The sequence below is a fragment of the Acidobacteriota bacterium genome, assembly GCA_040752915.1.
Taxonomy (GTDB): domain Bacteria; phylum Acidobacteriota; class UBA4820; order UBA4820; family DSQY01; genus JBFLVU01.
In genome coordinates, this window is sequence record JBFMHB010000042.1 from 1 (window position 1) to 17292 (window position 17292).

General features: G+C 67.5%; 13 protein-coding genes. 10 read left to right on the plus strand and 3 right to left on the minus strand.

Annotated elements, in window-relative coordinates; translation table 11 throughout:
• Positions 1 to 248: 248 nt before the first annotated feature.
• From pepT to nifJ, 3 genes are all read right to left on the minus strand, one after another.
• The gene (gene pepT / locus AB1824_08915) at positions 249 to 1529 is read right to left on the minus strand and encodes a peptidase T (protein MEW5765083.1); all 1281 of its coding nucleotides are present in this window, start codon (positions 1527 to 1529) and stop codon (positions 249 to 251) included.
• Positions 1530 to 1678: 149 nt separating this feature from the next.
• Positions 1679 to 2668 carry a dihydroorotate dehydrogenase-like protein gene (locus tag AB1824_08920; GenBank protein MEW5765084.1) on the minus strand — a complete coding sequence of 330 codons (990 nt, stop codon included), beginning with the start codon at positions 2666 to 2668 and terminating at the stop codon, positions 1679 to 1681.
• 53 nt (positions 2669 to 2721) lie between these two features.
• The gene (nifJ, locus tag AB1824_08925; GenBank protein MEW5765085.1) at positions 2722 to 6309 is read right to left on the minus strand and encodes a pyruvate:ferredoxin (flavodoxin) oxidoreductase; all 3588 of its coding nucleotides are present in this window, start codon (positions 6307 to 6309) and stop codon (positions 2722 to 2724) included.
• A 370-nt stretch (positions 6310 to 6679) separates the two neighbouring features.
• On the opposite strand from nifJ, the gene AB1824_08930 reads away from it, so the two are divergent.
• From AB1824_08930 to AB1824_08975, 10 genes are all read left to right on the plus strand, one after another.
• Entirely contained in the window at positions 6680 to 7048 is a 369-nt protein-coding gene (locus AB1824_08930; protein MEW5765086.1) for a hypothetical protein, read from the plus strand.
• Positions 7045 to 7398: a chemotaxis protein CheW gene (locus AB1824_08935; protein ID MEW5765087.1), complete on the plus strand. Its 354-nt coding sequence runs from the start codon at positions 7045 to 7047 to the stop codon at positions 7396 to 7398. Before AB1824_08930 ends, AB1824_08935 begins: the two co-directional genes overlap by 4 nt.
• A 30-nt stretch (positions 7399 to 7428) precedes the next feature.
• Complete coding sequence (locus AB1824_08940) at positions 7429 to 9477, plus strand: response regulator (GenBank protein MEW5765088.1); 2049 nt, start codon at positions 7429 to 7431, stop codon at positions 9475 to 9477.
• A 179-nt stretch (positions 9478 to 9656) separates the two neighbouring features.
• On the plus strand, positions 9657 to 12320 hold the full coding sequence (locus tag AB1824_08945; protein MEW5765089.1) for a valine--tRNA ligase: 2664 nt from the start codon (positions 9657 to 9659) through the stop codon (positions 12318 to 12320).
• A gap of 49 nt (positions 12321 to 12369) precedes the next feature.
• The gene (locus AB1824_08950; GenBank protein ID MEW5765090.1) at positions 12370 to 12729 is read left to right on the plus strand and encodes a hypothetical protein; all 360 of its coding nucleotides are present in this window, start codon (positions 12370 to 12372) and stop codon (positions 12727 to 12729) included.
• Positions 12726 to 13694, plus strand: coding sequence for a hypothetical protein (locus AB1824_08955; GenBank protein MEW5765091.1), 969 nt, complete (start codon positions 12726 to 12728; stop codon positions 13692 to 13694). The genes AB1824_08950 and AB1824_08955 overlap by 4 nt, the downstream gene beginning before the upstream one ends.
• 91 nt (positions 13695 to 13785) lie before the next feature.
• Positions 13786 to 14520, plus strand: a complete 735-nt coding sequence (locus AB1824_08960; GenBank protein ID MEW5765092.1) for a hypothetical protein — start codon at positions 13786 to 13788, stop codon at positions 14518 to 14520.
• A complete protein-coding gene (locus tag AB1824_08965; protein MEW5765093.1) occupies positions 14517 to 15437 on the plus strand; it encodes a RodZ domain-containing protein in 921 nt (306 codons plus the stop codon). The genes AB1824_08960 and AB1824_08965 overlap by 4 nt, the downstream gene beginning before the upstream one ends.
• Complete coding sequence (locus AB1824_08970) at positions 15434 to 16591, plus strand: hypothetical protein (GenBank protein MEW5765094.1); 1158 nt, start codon at positions 15434 to 15436, stop codon at positions 16589 to 16591. Before AB1824_08965 ends, AB1824_08970 begins: the two co-directional genes overlap by 4 nt.
• Positions 16592 to 16638: 47 nt before the next feature.
• Positions 16639 to 17292, plus strand: a complete 654-nt coding sequence (locus tag AB1824_08975; protein MEW5765095.1) for a DnaJ domain-containing protein — start codon at positions 16639 to 16641, stop codon at positions 17290 to 17292.

Sequence of the window (17292 nt, forward strand, 5' to 3'; positions counted from 1 at the left end):
GGCGGTTGCGGCGCACGACGTAGGAGATGGCTCGGCCCGAAAGAGTGATCCTGCCCCGAGCGATCATGGAGCCCCCTCCTGGGAGGCCGGGCCAGTGTAGGGTCAGTTTTCTCCCGGCGCAAGACCCCCTTGAGGGGGGAGCCGCAGACAAGCGAAACCGGAAAATAGAGAGCAGGATCAGGCGGTTAAGGTGCAGGGAGACGCGCGGGCGACGTCCCTCGCCGACTCCGGCCCCCCGCCCGTCGGGCCTATTTCGGTTCCTTCTCCCCCCAGAGGCGGGCCAGGTGTACGAAGGTCTCTGTGGCCTTGGCCATCCACTCCAGGCTCACCCACTCCTGGTAGCCGTGGAAGTTGACTCCACCCGCGAAGATGTTGGGCGTCGGCAGGCCCATGAAACAGAGCCGGGCGCCGTCCGTTCCGCCCCGGATAAAGCCCAGTTTCGGCTGGAGTCCGGCCCGCCGGACGGCCTCCTCGGCCAGCCCGACGACCTCGGGGAACCGGTCCAGGACCACCTTCATGTTCCGGTAGGATTCCTGGACGTTCACCTCCACCCGGCATCCGGGAAAGGCCTCTTCCGTCTCGCGGGCCAGCCGCCGAAGATCCTCCTCCCGCTCCTCCAGGTCTCGAACTTCGAAGCCCCGGACGAGCAACTTGATCTCGAGCCGGCCCACCTCCCCTCCGATCACGTAGGGGTGCAGATACGATTCCCTCAATTCCGTGGTCTCGGGCAGGTGGTCCGGGGGCAGGCGGTCGATGAGCCAGGAGGCGGCTCTCAGGGCGTTGACCATCCGGTTCTTGGCCATGCCGGGATGGACGTCGATGCCCGTGACCGTGACCGTGGCGGAGTCGGCGCAAAAGGTCTCCACCTCCACCTCGCCCAGGATCGAGCCGTCGAAGGTGTAAGCCGCCTCCGCGCCGAAGCGCTTCACGTCGAAGTACTTGGTCCCGTTTCCGGTTTCCTCGTCGGGGGTGAACCCCACGCGGATCGGCCCATGGAGGATCTCCGGGTGGCGCCTGAGGCAGTCGATGCCCGTCAGAATCTCCGCGATACCGGCCTTGTCGTCCGCGCCGAGGAGCGTGGTCCCGTCGGAGGTGATGATCGTGTCGCCCACGCACCGCTGCAGGAGAGGGTTCTTGGAGGCCAGGATGGTCCGGGACGGGTCGCCCTTCAGGACGATGTCCCCCCCGTCGTAGTCGGGGAGAATCTGGGGAACCACCCCGTCGCCCGGGGTGGCGGGGTAGGTGTCCACGTGGGCCAGGAAACCGACCACGGGGGCCGTCCGGCCTTCGGGCAGGTTCCCTGGGAAGGTCCCGAACAGGTACCCGTTGGCGTCCAGTTCCACGTCCTGGAGCCCCAGGTCCAGCAGTTCCCTCTGGAGGAGGCGGAGAAGGTCCCACTGGCCGGGCGTGGAGGGGTAGGTTTCGCTGGTCTCGCTGGACCGGGTGTCGATCCGAACGTACCGGAGGAATCGCTCCAGGAGGTCCTTCTTTTCCGCTTCGCCCAGCCTGAATGACATCGGATCGCTCATGCCCTAGACCCCTTGCATCGTCTGGTGTTCGCTAGAGCCGGACGCCCCGGGGGATGCGCGCCGTACTCTCCCTTGTTGGTCGAGAATGTCCCCCCGGGTTCCACCGCCGCCCGCCGGCCCGGCCATCGGGACGGCGGGAGGGCATGGACCTACCGGTAGCTCTGAAGCGTCTTCATGTAGTTGGCGCGTTCGAAGGCCGTGGGCTCGGGGCAGCACTTCTGGCTCAGGCTGCCGATCATCTGACGGACGGAGACGTACTCCTTTTCCTCCATCCAACCCCGGAGGCCCTTCAGGACTTCCGCCGCCCGGTCCACTCCGTGGAGCAGGAGGGCCGAGGCCATCATGGTCACGTTGGCGCCCGCCATGAGCATCTTGACCACGTCCTCGGTCCGGTGGATGCCGCTCGTGGCCGCCAGATCCGCCCGGATCCGGCCGTGGAGGATGGCGATCCACCGGAGGGGCAGCCGCATCTCCTGGGGCGTCGAGAGAACCAGGTTGGGCTTGACCTCGAGTTCGTCGAGGTCGATGTCGGGCTGGTAAAAACGGTTGAAGAGGACGAGCGCGTCGGCGCCGGCCTCGTCGAGCTGCTTGGCCATGTGGGCCATGTTGCTGAAATAGGGGTTCAGCTTGACGGCCACAGGGATGGTCACGGCGGATTTGACGGCTCGCACGTCCTCCAGGTACATGCGTTCCACATCCACGCCCGGGAGGTTCGGGTCCGTGGGAATGTAGTAGACGTTCAGCTCCAGGGCGTCCGCCCCCGCCTCCTGGATCTTCTTCGCGTACCCCATCCAGCCGCCCACGGAAACGCCGTTCAGGCTGGCGATGACGGGGATGGACAGGGAGGCCTTGGCCTTGCGGATGTGTTCCAGGTACTCCTCCGGGCCGTGGATGAAATCGGTGCTCGGAGGGAAATAGGAGGTGGCCTCGGCGAAACTCTCGGACCCGTACGTGAGGAAATGGTCCAGCCCCTCGCTCTCCTGCCGGATCTGTTCTTCGAAGAGGGACTCGAGGACCACGGCGGCCAGGCCCTTCTCCTCCATGTGTTTGAGCGTGTCGAGGTCCGACGTGAGGGGGCTCGCGGAGGCCACGAGCGGGTTCTTCAGGTTCAATCCAATGTAGGTGGTCGAAAGGTCCATGACGTACCCCTTCTCGTTCTGCTGGGCGGCGCCCCGCGGCGCCGCCTCCGCGCTCAGGATTCCTTCGGCTCCGCCGCGGGGACCGCCCCGGCCGCGAAAGCCATGGAGGCCATCTGCTCGTACACGCGCCAGCGCTGCTTGATTTCGGCGTCGCCGATTTCCAGGAGCCGCTTGGCGCTCTCCGGGTGGCTCTTCGTGAGCATTCTAAACCGGGTCTCCTTCAGGGCGTAGTCCGCGAAGGAGAGCTTGGGCGCCTTCGAATCGAGCTTGAGGGGGTTCTTGCCTTCGGCGGCCAGGTCCGGGTTGTAGCGGAAGAGCGGCCATGCGCCGCACTCCACCGCCTCCTTCTGGTGGGCCATGCCCTCCATGAGGTCGAAGCCGTGGGCGATGCAGTGGCTGTACGCGATGATGAGGGAGGGGCCGTCGTAGGCCTCGGCTTCCAGGAAGGCCTTGACCGTCTGGGCGTCGCTGGCCCCCATGGCCACCCGGGCCACATAGATGTTCCCGTAGGACATGGCGATCAGGCCCAGGTCCTTTTTCGGCAGGGGTTTTCCGGCCGCGGCGAATTTGGCCACGGCGGCCATGGGCGTGGCCTTGGAGCATTGGCCGCCGGTGTTGGAGTAGACCTCCGTGTCGAGGACGAGGACGTTCACGTTGCGGCCGGAGGCCAGGACGTGGTCCAGCCCGCCGTACCCGATGTCGTAAGCCCAACCGTCGCCTCCCACGACCCAGACGCTCTTCTTGACGAGGGCGTCGGCGACGGAGAGGAGGTTCGGGGCCTCGGGGTGGGACGAGGAGGCCAGCTTTTCCTTGAGCTCGGCCACCCGGCGCCGCTGGTCGGCGATCCCCGCCTCATCGGTCTGTCGCGCGTTGAGGAGGCCGTCCACGAGAGCGTCGCCCAGCTCCGGCCGCATCCGCCCGAGGATCTCGCGGGCGTACTCGCTGTGCTTGTCCAGGGTGAGGCGGAAGCCGTAGCCGAACTCCGCGTTGTCCTCAAAGAGGGAGTTGGACCAGGCCGGACCGCGCCCGTCGCGGTTCACGGCGTAGGGCGTGGTGGGCAGGTTGGCGCCGTAAATGGAGGAGCAGCCCGTGGCGTTGGCGATGATGGCGCGGTCGCCGAAGAGCTGGGTCAACAGCTTCACGTAGGGGGTCTCCCCGCAGCCGGCGCAGGCGCCCGAGAACTCGAAGAGCGGCTGGAGGAACTGGGATCCCTTCACGGTGTCGATCTTCACGGCGGCCCGGTCCACCTCGGGAAGGGAGAGGAAGAACTGGAAGTTGTCGCGCTCGGGCAGGCGGAGCGGAATCTGGTCGGCCATGTCGAGGGCCTTGTGCCGGGCGTTGCTCTTGTCCTTGGCGGGGCAGGCCGCCACGCAGAGCCCGCACCCCGTGCAGTCCTCCGGGGCCACCTGGACCGTGTACTTCATGCCCTTGAACTCCTGGCCCTTGTAGTCCATGGACTTGAAGGTGGGCGGGGCCCCCTTGAGAAGCGCCGGGTCGTAGGCCTTGATCCGGATGGACGCGTGGGGGCAGACGAGGGCGCATTTTCCGCACTGGATGCAGATCTTCTCGTCCCACACGGGGATTTCGAGGGCGATGTTTCGCTTCTCCCACTGGGCGGTCGCGGTGGGGAAGGTTCCGTCGCAAGGCATCTCGGACACCCGGACCTCGTCCCCCCGGTTGGCGAGGATCTTGGCCAGTGTGGTCTTCACGTATTCGGGGGCGGCATCGGAAACCACCGCGGGGCGGTCGAACTGGCTGGTGGCCTTCTCGGGAATGGCCACTTCGAAGAGGTTGGCCAGGGTCTGGTCCACCGCCTCGAAGTTCTTGCGAACCACGTCTTCGCCCTTCTTTCCGTACGTCTTCTCGATGGACTTCTTGATGGCGGCGATGGCCTCGTCCTTTGGGAGGACGCCGGAGATGGCGAAGAAGCAGGTCTGCATGATCGTGTTGACGCGCCCGCCCATTCCCGTCTCCTTGGCCACCTTGTAGCCGTCGATGACGTAGAAACGGGCCTTCTTGGCGATGATCTGCTCCTGGACGCTGCGGGGGAGCTTGTCCCAGACCTCGTCGGGTCCGTACGGGCTGTTGAGGAGAAAGACGCCGCCGGGCACCAGGTCCTTGAGCATGTCGTACTTCTCGAGGAAGACGAAGGCGTGGCAGGCCAGGAAGTTGGCGGAGTTTACGAGGTAGATGGAGCGGATGGGACGGGGTCCGAAGCGGAGGTGCGAAACCGTGATGGATCCGGATTTCTTGGAATCGTAGACGAAATAGCCCTGGGCGTAGTTGGCCGTCTCTTCCCCGATGATTTTGATGGAGTTCTTGTTGGCGCCGACGGTTCCGTCGGAGCCGAGGCCGTAGAAGAGGCAGCGGATGACGTCGTCGCCCTCGATGATGAAGGACGGGTCGTACTTCAGGCTGAGGCCCGTGACATCGTCTTCGATGCCCACGGTGAAGTGGCTCTTCGGCTTCTCCTTGGCGGCCTCGTCGAAGACGGCCTTCACCATGGCGGGCGTGAATTCCTTGGAGGAGAGCCCATAGCGGCCGCAGATCACGCGGGGGAAGCGGAAGGGGAGGGATCCGGAGGCTTGGGCCTCGGCCAGGACGGTCATGATGTCCTGGTACAGCGGCTCGCCCGCGGCGCCCGGCTCCTTGGTGCGGTCCAGCACGGCCAGGGTCTTCACGGACCAGGGCAGGGCCTTGATGAAGGCGGCCCCGTCAAAGGGCCGGTAGAGGCGGACCTTCAGGACGCCCACCTTTTCTCCCTGTCTGCGCAGATACTCCACGGTCTCCTGCACCGTCTCCGAGGCGGAGCCCATGAGGACGATGACGCGCTCGGCGTCGGGCGCCCCCTCGTAGTCGAAGAGGTGGTAGGAGCGCCCCGTCACGGAGGCGAACTGGTCCATGCAGGCCTGGACGATCGAGGGAAACTCCTGGTAGTACCGGTTGCACGCCTCACGGGCCTGGAAAAACACGTCGGGGTTCTGGGCGGTGCCCCGCAGGACGGGGCGGTCGGGCGTGAGGGCTCGGGCGCGGTGGGCCCGAACCAGATCGTCGCTGATGAGGGCCCGCATATCGTCGTCGGAGAGTTGCTCGATCTTCTGGACCTCGTGGGAGGTCCGGAATCCGTCGAAGAAGTGGAGGACCGGGATTCGCCCCTTGAGGGTGGCGGCCTGGGCGATGAGCGCGAGGTCCATGACTTCCTGGACGGAGGCGGAGGAGAGCAGGCCCCAACCCGTGGCGCGGACCGCCATGACGTCGCTGTGGTCCCCGAAGATGGACAGGGCGTGCGTGGCCACCGTGCGCGCGGACACGTGAAAGACCGTGGAGGTGAGCTCCCCCGCGATCTTGAACATGTTGGGGATCATGAGGAGCAAGCCTTGGGAGGCGGTGAAGGTCGTGGTCAGCGCTCCCGTTTGCAGGGCCCCGTGGACGGACCCGGAGGCCCCGCCCTCGCTCTGGAGTTCCACGACGGTGGGGACCGTCCCCCAGATGTTCTTCTTGCCCTCGGAAGACCACTGATCGGCCCATTCCCCCATGTTGGAGGAGGGTGTGATGGGATAGATGGCGCACACCTCGTTGGTCTTGTGCGCGACGTAGGCGGCGGCTTCATTGCCGTCGATCGTCACATTGCGTCTGGCCATTCGTGAACTCCATTGAGTTGGGGGGCGCCCCTGATTGTCCGCTCTCCGCGCGCTGCCGACCCTTACCCGGTGCCGGGTGCCCTCCGCGTCCGATTCTCCGTTGGGAGCGCAGCGACGGGAACCACGAAGGCGCTCATTATAGGCGCCTCTCGCCTTTCCTCCAAGGCAGGGCCGCCGCGCGGGTTCGAAGCGGGCCCAAAATGGGGGAATTCCCCCAGGAAAGGCGGACGGGGCGGTGGAGGGACGGACCGGAGGGTGGAAACGCGAACCGGGGGCTCCCGCAGGCAGGCCTGCGACAAAGGGGGAAACGGGGGCGCAATCGCTTGACGGGTTTGGCTCCGGCCCGTATGTTACGGCAAGGAGGCACCGCGTGGCGGACACGTGGATTTTCGTGGCTGTAGCGGGCCGCGGAACCCTGGCCATTCCGTTTCCCGAGGTCGTGCGGATTCTTCACCGGGGGGACTCGGATTGGGGGCCGCACCGGCCTTCGGCGCTGCACCTCGCCCGCGTTTTGGGCTGGGGATCCGACGAACCCGACCCGGGCGTGCTGCTCCTCCTCGCCGACGGAAGGGCGTGGCTCGCCGACGACGTGACCCGACCGGCCTCCACGGATTGGGAGTACCTGCCGATCCCCGAAGCCTGCCTCCGGACGAGGCCGGGCTGGGCCCGGGCGGTCCTTCACTCGGGGGAGGGGCACGCGTTCGTCGTGGATGTCGGGGCCCTGGAGGCCCTCTCGTGAACGGCGCGCTCCTCATCTCGGTGGGGTCCCGGCGGCTTTCCGTGCCGCTGGCCGCGGTGGAGGCCATCGTCCCCTGGAAGGCGCCTCTGGAGCTCCCCCACGGCCAGTCCTGGCTGGCGGGTCTCCTGCCCCGCCGGGGGGAGGCGGTCCCCGTCCTGAATCCGGCGGAGACCCTCGGCGCTGCGGAGGAATCTCCGGAGGTTCTGCTTCTGATGAGGCTCCACGGCCGCCCCCTGGCCCTACCGGGGAGGGAGCCGAGGCGATGGGAAGGGATTTCGCCCGCCGAGGGCGGAGCCGGGGCCGACCCCCTGGACGTCGAGGCGCTTTACAGTGCCTGCGGCCTTCGGTAGAATTCCAAGGATCGGATAAAGGGGACCGGGATGCCAAAGAAAATCCTGCTCGCGGACGACAGTGTCACGATCCAGAAGGTGGTGGAACTCACTTTCGTGGACGGCGATTACCAGGTGACGAGCGTGTCCAACGGGAAACTGGCCGTCCAGAAGATCCAGCAGGACCGCCCCGACATCCTCCTGTGCGACGTCATCATGCCCGAGATGAACGGGTACGACGTGGCCGCCTTCGTCAAGGGCAACCCCGCCTACTCGGGGATCCCGGTCATCCTTCTGACGGGGACCTTCGAGCCTTTCGACGAGGAAAAGGCGAAAGCCTCCGGCGCCGACATGACCATCACCAAGCCCTTCGATTCCAAGATGCTCGTGGAGAAAGTGGAGGAGCTGATCCAGCGCAGGATGGTCTTCGAGTCGACCGGAGCGGGCGAATCCGCCCAGGTGTTCCACAGCCGCCAGGAGTTCACCCTCGAAGCGCCCCCACCGCATGACACGGGCCCCATGCCCCAGCCGGCGCCGGCTGAGCCCTCTCCGTTTGTGACCGCGGAGCCCGAGTACCTCCTTCCCGCCGAGCCGTCGCCGTCGGCCCTCGAAGATACGGCCACATCCTCCGACGCTTCGGGCCCCGTGCCGGTGTCCGCCGGCTTCTTTGAGCCGCTGGAGAACGAGACCCCTGGCCAGAGCGCCCCGGGCGCACCGCCGGCTCCCTCCGCGCCGGAGGCCCCTCCTCCCGGCCCCTTCGATGGAGTGGACCTCGGGCCCATCACCGAGGCCGACGCCCTCTCCGAATCGGCCTTCGAGGATGTCCTGCCGCCGCCCGCCCCGCCGAGGTCCGAAGAAGTGGTCCTCCCGGGCGCCGATCTCGGGGCGCCCGAGGTGGAGGCCCTGCCCGACGACACGACCATCGAGGAGCCCGTGACCCGGCTTCCCGAGCCGGAGGCCGGCGCGGAGGACTGGGGCATGCCCGAGCGGGCCGCATCGGCCTTTGAGGAACCCTTCGTCGGCGAACTGGAGACGTCCCAGCTTCCGGCGGCGCCCGAAGGGACGGCTCCGGAGGTGGCCTCCGTCGAGGTGGTTCACGCGCTGACCGACCAGCAGGAGATGGTGTCGGAGGCGCACAAACTCCTGGACCACCATCCGGACTTCCTGGAAGAGGCGCAGCGCCTCTCACTCGAGACCCCCGACGCGGTGGAGAGTTCGGCGACCGTCGCCATGGCCATCCCGCCCGAGCCCGTCACGGACGCCTATCCGTCTCCGGAGGAAGCCTTCGAGCCCGAGGGAGCCCCCGTCGCCGGGGAGGCGCCCGCGGTCCCGATGGAAGCCTCCACCGCCCTCTCGGAAGAGGCGGAAGGGACCGAATTGCTGGCCGCCGCGGGCACCTACCCGGTGATCCGGGAGGCGGAGGAGACCTCTGCGGCCGGGCCGGACCTCGCCGATTCGCTTCGCGCGGCGGCGGAAGACGTGGTTCCAGGCCTGGTGCGCGAGGCGCTGGAGCGGGAGGCTCCCGCCATCGTCCGAGCCCTGGTGGCCGCCGCGGCGGCGGAAGCTGTCGGAGAGGCCATCTCGCGCCTGGTCCCGGGAGCCGTTCAGGAGGCTGGCCGCGCCCTGCTGGCCGAGGTCCTTCCCGGCGAGGTGGTCCGTGCGGTGGGGCCTGCCGCCCGCGAGGAAGTCCGGCGTGAGGTCGAGGCCAGTGTCCCCCAGGCCGCCGGCCGGCTCGTGGCGGAGGCCGTCCCCGAGGCGGCGCGGACGGCGGCGGCGGAGCTGGCCCCGTCCATCCTGCGGGATGCCGCCGGACCGCTCGTGGCGGGTTCCGTGGCCCAGGCCGTGAGCTCGATGGCGCCTGGAGCGGTGAAAGAGGCGGTGGACGCGGCGGTGCCGGAGGCGATCCGGGCGGCCCTCGCCGAGAACCTGCCCGGCCTGGTCCGCGAGGCTCTGGCGCAAATGATCCCGGAGATCGCCGCCAGGGAGATCCGGGCTCAGGCGGACCCGGTCCTGCGTGAAGTCGCCTGGGAGGTGATTCCCGAGATGGCCGAGTCCCTGATCCGACGGCGCATCCAGGAACTGGAGGCGGAGGCGGGATAGGCGTTCGTTTCCCGTGGACCCAGTCGGGAGGGAGCGGCCCAGGGCCTTGACGGCCGCCGCCGCGGGACGCGCCTTCGGGCGCCCGGATCGGACCGAATTGGATATACGGCGAGGGCCCCGCGGGGCCTTCTTTCTGTGAAAAGCGGCGCGGCGGCAGCCCTGACGGCATCGAGGACGTGATGGAAATTCCGAAGCAGTTCGATCCCAAGGAATGCGAGGAGCGGATCTACGCCCAGTGGGAGCGGGAGGGCCGCTTCAAGGCAAACCCGGATTCCGGCAAACCGCCCTACGTCATCGTCATCCCCCCTCCCAACGTGACCGGCGCCCTGCACACGGGCCACGCCATGTTCGTTACCCTCCAGGACATCCTCGTCCGGTGGAAGCGCATGCAGGGCTTTGACGCCCTCTGGCTCCCGGGGACCGACCATGCGGGCATCGCCACCCAGATGGTGGTCAGCAAGGAAATCGAGAAAAAGGGCATGAACCGCCTGGAGCTCGGGCGGGAGGCCTTCGTGGAGAAGGTCTGGGAGTGGCGGAGGGAGAAGGGGGATACCATCCTGCTCCAGCTTCGGCGCCTGGGGGCTTCCTGCGACTGGAGCCGGACGCGGTTCACGCTCGATGCGGACCTTTCCCGAGCGGTCCGGAAGGCCTTCGTGGACCTCTACGCCGAGGGCCTCATCTACCGCGGCGAATACATGGTGAACTGGTGCCCGAAGTGCGGCACGGCCCTCTCGGATCTTGAGGTGGAACACGCCGATACCCGGGGCAAGCTGTGGTACATCCGCTACCCCGCCTCCGATGGCGGGGAGGGCGTCGTGGTGGCGACGACCCGGCCCGAGACCATGCTGGGAGATACGGGCGTGGCGGTCCACCCGGAGGACCCCCGCTACGCGGGCCTCGTGGGGCGCTCCGTGGTCCTTCCCCTGGTGGGGCGGCGCATTCCCGTCGTGGCCGATGCCATGGTGGATCGGGCCTTCGGGACCGGCGCCGTGAAGATCACGCCCTCTCACGACCCCAACGACTTCGAGGCGGGACGGCGGCACGGACTCGCACGGGTGGCGGTGATCGGGCTCGACGGAAGGATGACGCGGGAAGCGGGAGAGGCGTTCGCCGGGCTGGATCGGTATGCGGCCCGAAAGGCCGTCCTGGCCCGTTTGGAGGCCGAGGGGCTCGTGGTCAAGGTGGACGTCCACGCCCACGCCGTCGGCCACTGCCAGCGTTGCGACACGGTCGTGGAGCCCGCCGTTTCCACCCAGTGGTTCCTGAAGATCGAGCCCCTGGCCGGACCGGCGAGGAAGGCCGTGGAGGACGGTGAGATCCGGATCATTCCGGACCACTGGAAAAAGGTCTACCTGAACTGGATGAGCGAGATCCACGACTGGTGCATCTCCCGACAGCTCTGGTGGGGACACCGGATTCCGGCCTTCTCGTGCGGATCCTGCGGCAAGTCCGCCGGGGTGGACGATCCGGAACGCCGGCTCGTTTCCATGGAAGACCTCCAGGCCTGCCCCTACTGCGGTGGGGCGGTGCGGCAGGACCCCGATGTTCTCGACACCTGGTTCTCGAGCCAGCTCTGGCCCTTCTCCACCCTCGGCTGGCCCGACCGAACGCGAGATCTGGAGCGGTATTACCCCACGACGGTCATGGAGACGGGCTACGACATCCTGTTCTTCTGGGTGGCCCGAATGATCATGGCCGGGCTCAAGTTCACGGGGCGGGCTCCCTTCCGCGACGTCTTCCTCCACGGGCTCGTGCGGGACGCCCGCGGAAGGAAGATGAGCAAGACCCTGGGCAACGTCATCGACCCCCTGGAACTCATCGACGCCTACGGCGCCGATGCCGTGCGCTTCACTCTCGCGATCCTCTGCGTTCCGGGCACCGACGTGGCGCTGGATCCGAAGCGCATGGAGGGCTACCGGGCCTTCGCCAACAAGCTCTGGAACGCGGGCCGATACGTCCTGATGCAGACCGGTGACGCCGTTCCGGCCGAGCCGGCGGGTGCGGACCTGTCCCTATGGGACCGCTGGATCCTGGAGGAACTGGACCGAACCGCGGCCCAGGTGGACGCCTCCCTTTCCGAATTCCGCTTCTACGAGGCGGCCGACGCCCTGTACCACTTCGTTTGGCACCGCTACTGCGACTGGTACGTGGAAGTGTCCAAGGTGGGCCTGTCCCCCTCGGCTCCCCCGGCCCGGCGGGAGGCCACCCGGTACGTCCTGTTCCAGGTCCTGGACGGGGTCCTCCGCCTCCTCCATCCCTTCATGCCCTTCCTCACGGAAGCCCTCTGGGAAAAGATGCCAGGACGAACGTCCCCTCTCGTCTCGGCGGACTACCTGCGGCCGAGCGGGCGGGTGTCCTCGGAGGGGGAGGCCGTCGAAGCCCTGAGGGACCTCGTCACGCAGATCCGGACGCTCCGGACCGAACAAGGGCTTCCACCGGGTCAGGCGCTGGCCCTGCACGCCGTGCCCCTCGATGCCTCCGCGGCCCGGTGGCTCGATGGGTCCGCCCGAGGGGAGGTGGCCGCCCTCGCCCGGCTGGGAGCGGTGCATGTGAGCGATGTCCCCCCCGAAGGCGACGGTTGGCTCCCGGGAGTGGCTCTGAGGTACCGGTTCTATCTGGAACGCCCCGCCGCCCAGAAGGACACGGCGGGGGAGGCGGAGAGGTTGAGGGCCGAACTCAAGAAGGCCGCCGCGGAGCGGGACAAATTCGCCGCCAAGCTCGGAAACCCGGCCTTCGTGGAAAAAGCCCCCCCTGAGGTGGTCGCGAAGAACCGGGCCATCCTGGAGGATTACGAGCGGAAGGTCCGGGAGACCGAGGCCCTCCTTGCGAATCTGGAGGATTGACACGAACGGAACCCCGAGATTACCCTCGGGGCGGGGTGAGGAGGTGGTCATGACACACACGGAACGAGGCGAGGGCAAGGTCGGACTGTTCATCATGATCCTCCTGCTCGCGGCGGCGATCTACGTGCTCGTCAAGGTCGTTCCGCCCCGGGTCAATGCCTACGAGTTCAAGGACTACATCGAGACGTATGCCCGCACCGAGTCCTGGACGAGGACGCCGGAGGAGATCCAGAAGGACCTCCTGGCCAAGGCCAAGGAGCTCAACCTTCCTGTGGACAAGAAGCAGATCGTGGTCCAGAAGGAAGGGGCCTACGTGACGATTCAGGCGACCTTCGACGTCCCCGTGGACCTCAAGGTTCACAAGATGGTCCTTCACTACGACTTCAAACAGAGCGCCGAACACTATTGACCCGCTCCCTCGCACGGCTTCCGAAGGTCGAGCTCCACCTGCATCTCGAGGGGTGCCTCACGCCTTCGGAGGCGGTCTTTCTGGCGCGGCGGTGCCCAAGGGCCAAGGCGGCCGGTGAAATCGCCCCCCTCTACCGGCACGCGTCCTTCGCCGAGTTTCTCCGCCATTTCGGGGCCCTCCTGGACCTCCTCCGCGGACCCGAAGACCTCGTGTGGCTCTTCAGGCGGACGGCGGCGAGGCTTCGGCGCCAGAACGTCCTGCACGCGGAGATTCGGGTGTCCCCGTCGGTGTGGGAACGGCACGGGCTTGATCCGCACGCCTGCCTGAAGGGCCTCCTAGAGGAGGCGGGTCGAGCGCCCCTCTCGGTGCTCTTCGTCCTGGACGCGGTTCGCCAGTGGGACCGCTCGCTTCTGGCCCGGGACCTGGACCTTGCCCTGGAGCACCGGCGCGATGGGATCCGCGCCCTCGGCCTGGGGGGGGACGAGAAGGCCGCCCCGGCCGGCCTGTTCAGGGACCTCGCCGCGGCATGCCGGGCGGCCCGCCTGCCCGTCCTGCCCCATGCGGGGGAGGTGGGTGGGGCGGATGAGGTTGTGTCCGCCCTGGAGGTCTTCGAACCCCCGAGGGTCGGGCACGGGATCGGTGCCGCCGAGGACCCGGCCTCCCTGGAAACCGTCGTTCGATCCGGCGTCCATCTGGAAGTGTGTCCGACCAGCAACCGGCGCACGGGGGCCGTTCCCAGGGGCCGGCGCCATCCCCTCCCGGACCTCTGGAGGTCGGGCGCGCGGCTATCCCTGAACACGGATGACCCTGCCCTCTTCGCGACGACCCTCAACCGCGAGCTGGCCTGGGCGGCGGCCCGCGCCGGATGGACCCTCCAGGATGCGGCGCGGTCCCAGAGGCTGGCCGCCAGGGCGTCCCTCCTTCCGCCTGGGCCCCGGCGGGACCTGGAGGCGCGGCTCTGGTGAGCCATCTTGCCCCGATTCGGTCCCGAGGAGGGATTCGCCGGTCCCGTCTTGGGCCGTCTCGGTAGTACTATCAGGGAGACTGGAGGCGCCCATGCTCGATCGGACTCTCGGAGAGGACGAACTGTTCGGGCGCATCGGTTCGCTTCCGCCGCCCGAACTGGAGGCGGTGCTGGACCATCCCTCGGCCAGCGAGCGACACATCCTGAAGCTCCTGACCCGTGGGGATGCCCCTGAGGGAACGCTCCAGAGGATCGCGCGGAGCCAGTGGGCCCGGTCGTCGAGGGTCCAATTCGGGCTCGTGAACCACCCGTCCACTCCTCCCGGCGAGGCCATGAACCTCGTGAAATTCCTGTCCTGGAGGGACCTGAACCTCACGCTTCAGAATTTCCGGATCGCTTCGGAGGTTCGCCACCAGGCCGAGGCCGTCCTCCTTCAACGGCTCCCCTCCCTCGCCCTGGGGGAGAAGGTCACCCTCGCGAGGCTGGCCGCGGGTCAGGCCCTCAAGAGCCTCAGGACAGAGAAGGATCCCCGGGTCGTGAAGGGACTTCTGGAGAACGGCCGATTGGTCGAGGAAGACGTTCTCTTCCTCGTGAACCAGCCCCGGACCCCGCAGCCCGTGCTCGAGACCGTGGCTCGGGATCCCAAGTGGTCCTGCCGGAAGGAGGTGCGCCTCGCCCTTCTGAGGAACCCGAGCGCCCCGCTCTCCGCCGTCCTACCGTTCATCACGGCGCTCAACCTCGTGGACCTGAGAAACCTGCTCACGGACGCCAAGGTGCCACTCGCCGTGCGGCGCATGATTCGGACTCGAATGGGGAAGGAGCCATGATTCGGGAGGAGTGCCAGGCATTCGGACAGGAGCTCGTCCGGCTTCGCAAGGAGCGCGGCGTGGGCCTCGACGAGATCACAAGGGACACGAAAATCCGACGGCAGGTGATCGAGGCCTTCGAGGCAGGACGGTTCGAGGAGCTTCCGCCGGAGGTCTTCGCGGTGGGGTTTCTCCGGGCCTACGCGGAGAAGCTCGGGATCCCGGCCGATCCCCTCGTGGCCCGGTATCGGAAGATCCTGCGGCCCGCGCCGGAGCCTCCGCCCGTCTCGCGGCGCGCCCGCCGCGGAGGGAAAGGGGCTCCCTGGGCGGCGGCCACCGGCGGGTTCGCGGTTCTCTTGGCCGGCGCTCTGGCGGCATCGTGGTTGATGGGCTGGTGGCCTTTCGAAGGGGTTGGGCCCGCGCCCTCGGAGGCACCCCTGACGGCCCCGACCGCGGATTCGGCCGCCGCGGCCACCGAACCTTCGCCGGAGCCCCCTCAGGAGGCCCCGTCGTCCGAGGCGCTTCCTTCGGCGTCCCCGGCGTCGCCGGAGGCGGGAGGGACCGAGGGCGGCGAGACCGCGCCCGGACCGGCCCCGGGCGGGATGGTCCCAATGGTGGAGTCGGATACCCGCGACGAGCCTCCCTCGCCGCAGCCGGCAGTCCGCGCGCCCGCCCCGGAACCGCCCATCGAGGGCGACCTGATCCTGGTCTGTACCGAGCCGTGCTGGGTCGACCTGAGGGGTGACGGACGGCGCCTGCTGAGGCGCGAGATGGCTCCGGGAGAGCGGTTGGTCTTCAAGGGTTCCGACTTCCGGGCCGATATCGGGAACGCCGCGGGCCTGCAGATCACGTACCGGGGACGAGCGGTGCCCCTCCAGGGCCGTCCGGGCCAGGTCCTGAAGGACCTCCGGCTCCCGATCGCGCAGGACCCCCCATGACGCACCCGGTCGTCGAGCGCATCCTGGCGGGGGATGTCCCGGCCAACGTCAAACTGGCCGCGGCCCGAGGCGCCCTCCCGATCCCCCGGGAGGAACTCATCGAACTGTGGGTCCAGTTGAGGGCGGATGAGGACGGAGAGGTCCGTCTGGCGTGCAAGGAGAGCCTGGCGGGAGTGGCCGAAGCGGAATGGCTCGATCTCCTGCCGGACCATCCCTTCAGCGCGCCGGTCCTGGACTTCGCGGTGCGGGTCCTGGGCCGGAACGCCAAGGTTCTCGATGCGGCCCTTCGGAACAGGGGGGTCCCCACCGAGTCGCTCGAATGGCTGGCTCAGCAAGGGACGGGGGAGGCCCTCGACCGAGTCCTGGACAACCAGATTCGCCTCCTGGAGGCCCCGACCATCGTGGTCGCCATGCTGGCCAATCCGGGTCTGAACCCCACCCAGGTTCGCCGGATCTTCGACATGGCCGAACAGTTCTTCCGGGACCACCCCGAAATCCCGTCGCTCCTGGAACTCCGGTTCGGGCTGAAGGTCGGGATGGCGGGGGGCGATTTTGCGCGGAAGAAGGAGGCCCAGGCTCCCGCGCCCGTCGAAGGCCCTCCCGAGGCCGAGGTTCCCCCCCCCGAGATCCCGGAAATCCTGGAATCCAAGGCAGAAACCCTTGGCGTCGCGGACATCCCGGAATACGCCTTCCAGGACGAGCCCCTCACGACGGAGAAGTTCCGCAACTTGTATCAGCAGATCCTGGTCATGTCCGTCCCCGCCAAGATCGAGCTGGCCCTCAAAGGGAACAAGGAGGCCCGGGGGCTGTTGATCCGGGACAGCAACAAGGTGGTTCAGGAGGCCGTCCTCGACTCCCCGAAACTGACGGAGGTCGAGATCGAGTCCATCGTGAGGATGCGGATCCTCTCCGAGGACCTCTTCCGGAAGATCGAGAGGAACATGGAGTGGATGAAGCGGTACTCCATCATGAAGGCCTTCATGACGAATCCGAAGGTCCCCCCCGGGCTGACCCTGAAGTACGTTGCGAGGCTGGCGGACCAGGACCTCAGGCTCCTGACCAAGGACAGAAACGTGACCGAGGTCCTGAGGAGGGAGGCAAAAAAAATGTACGACCTGCGCCACGCCCAGAAAGGACCCTCATTCAAGAAGTGACCGGCCGGACCCTTGAAAGCCGCCCCGGCCTGGGATACCCTTAGACCATGAACTCGGGGAGAACATTTTACGAGGTTCTCGGCGTCGCGCCCCAGGCCAGCCAGGCCGAGATCGTTCGGGTGTTCCGGGAGGTCGTGAGGGAGAGGCATCCGGACCGGTTCGTGGAGCCGGAAAAGAAGCGGGAGGCCGAGGCCTTCCTCAAAGAGGTCACGGAGGCCTTCAACACCCTCTGCCGGCCCCACTTGAGGGCCAAATACGACGAGAGCATCCGCGAGTCGGAAACCAAGGCGGTCATGAAACCCGCCGCCGAGCAGGTTCGCGAACTGGTACAGGCAGGGAAAGTCCGGTACCGCCAGGGAGATCCGTCCGGAGCCTTGGCGTGCTTCGATCACGCGCTCCGGATCGATGCGGAAAACGCCGAGGCCCTCTTCAACGCGGGGATGGTCCGGCTCAAGAACCCGCGGTGGAGGGCCCAGGGGAGCGTTCAGGTGGAGGCCGCCATAGAGAGGGATCCCTTCGCGGTCGCGTACGTGACCGCCTATGCCCAGTTCCTTCTCGAAAACGGCCAGAACCTCCGGGCCCAGAGGCTCCTGGAAACCGCCCTGGAGACGAACCGGGACGACGAGAAGCTCCTGCTCCTGCTGGAAAAGGCCCGGGGAGGCAAGCCCGGCGCGGGATTCTCCCTTTTCGGAAAGAAATAA

Coding starts and splice junctions, on each gene's coding strand:
- pepT (MEW5765083.1), bottom strand. CDS start 1,529: ATGAGCGATCCGATGTCATTCAGGCTGGGCGAAGCGGAAAAGAAGGAC.
- AB1824_08920 (MEW5765084.1), bottom strand. CDS start 2,668: ATGGACCTTTCGACCACCTACATTGGATTGAACCTGAAGAACCCGCTC.
- nifJ (MEW5765085.1), bottom strand. CDS start 6,309: ATGGCCAGACGCAATGTGACGATCGACGGCAATGAAGCCGCCGCCTAC.
- AB1824_08940 (MEW5765088.1), top strand. CDS start 7,429: ATGCCAAAGAAAATCCTGCTCGCGGACGACAGTGTCACGATCCAGAAG.
- AB1824_08945 (MEW5765089.1), top strand. CDS start 9,657: ATGGAAATTCCGAAGCAGTTCGATCCCAAGGAATGCGAGGAGCGGATC.
- AB1824_08950 (MEW5765090.1), top strand. CDS start 12,370: ATGACACACACGGAACGAGGCGAGGGCAAGGTCGGACTGTTCATCATG.
- AB1824_08960 (MEW5765092.1), top strand. CDS start 13,786: ATGCTCGATCGGACTCTCGGAGAGGACGAACTGTTCGGGCGCATCGGT.
- AB1824_08965 (MEW5765093.1), top strand. CDS start 14,517: ATGATTCGGGAGGAGTGCCAGGCATTCGGACAGGAGCTCGTCCGGCTT.
- AB1824_08970 (MEW5765094.1), top strand. CDS start 15,434: ATGACGCACCCGGTCGTCGAGCGCATCCTGGCGGGGGATGTCCCGGCC.
- AB1824_08975 (MEW5765095.1), top strand. CDS start 16,639: ATGAACTCGGGGAGAACATTTTACGAGGTTCTCGGCGTCGCGCCCCAG.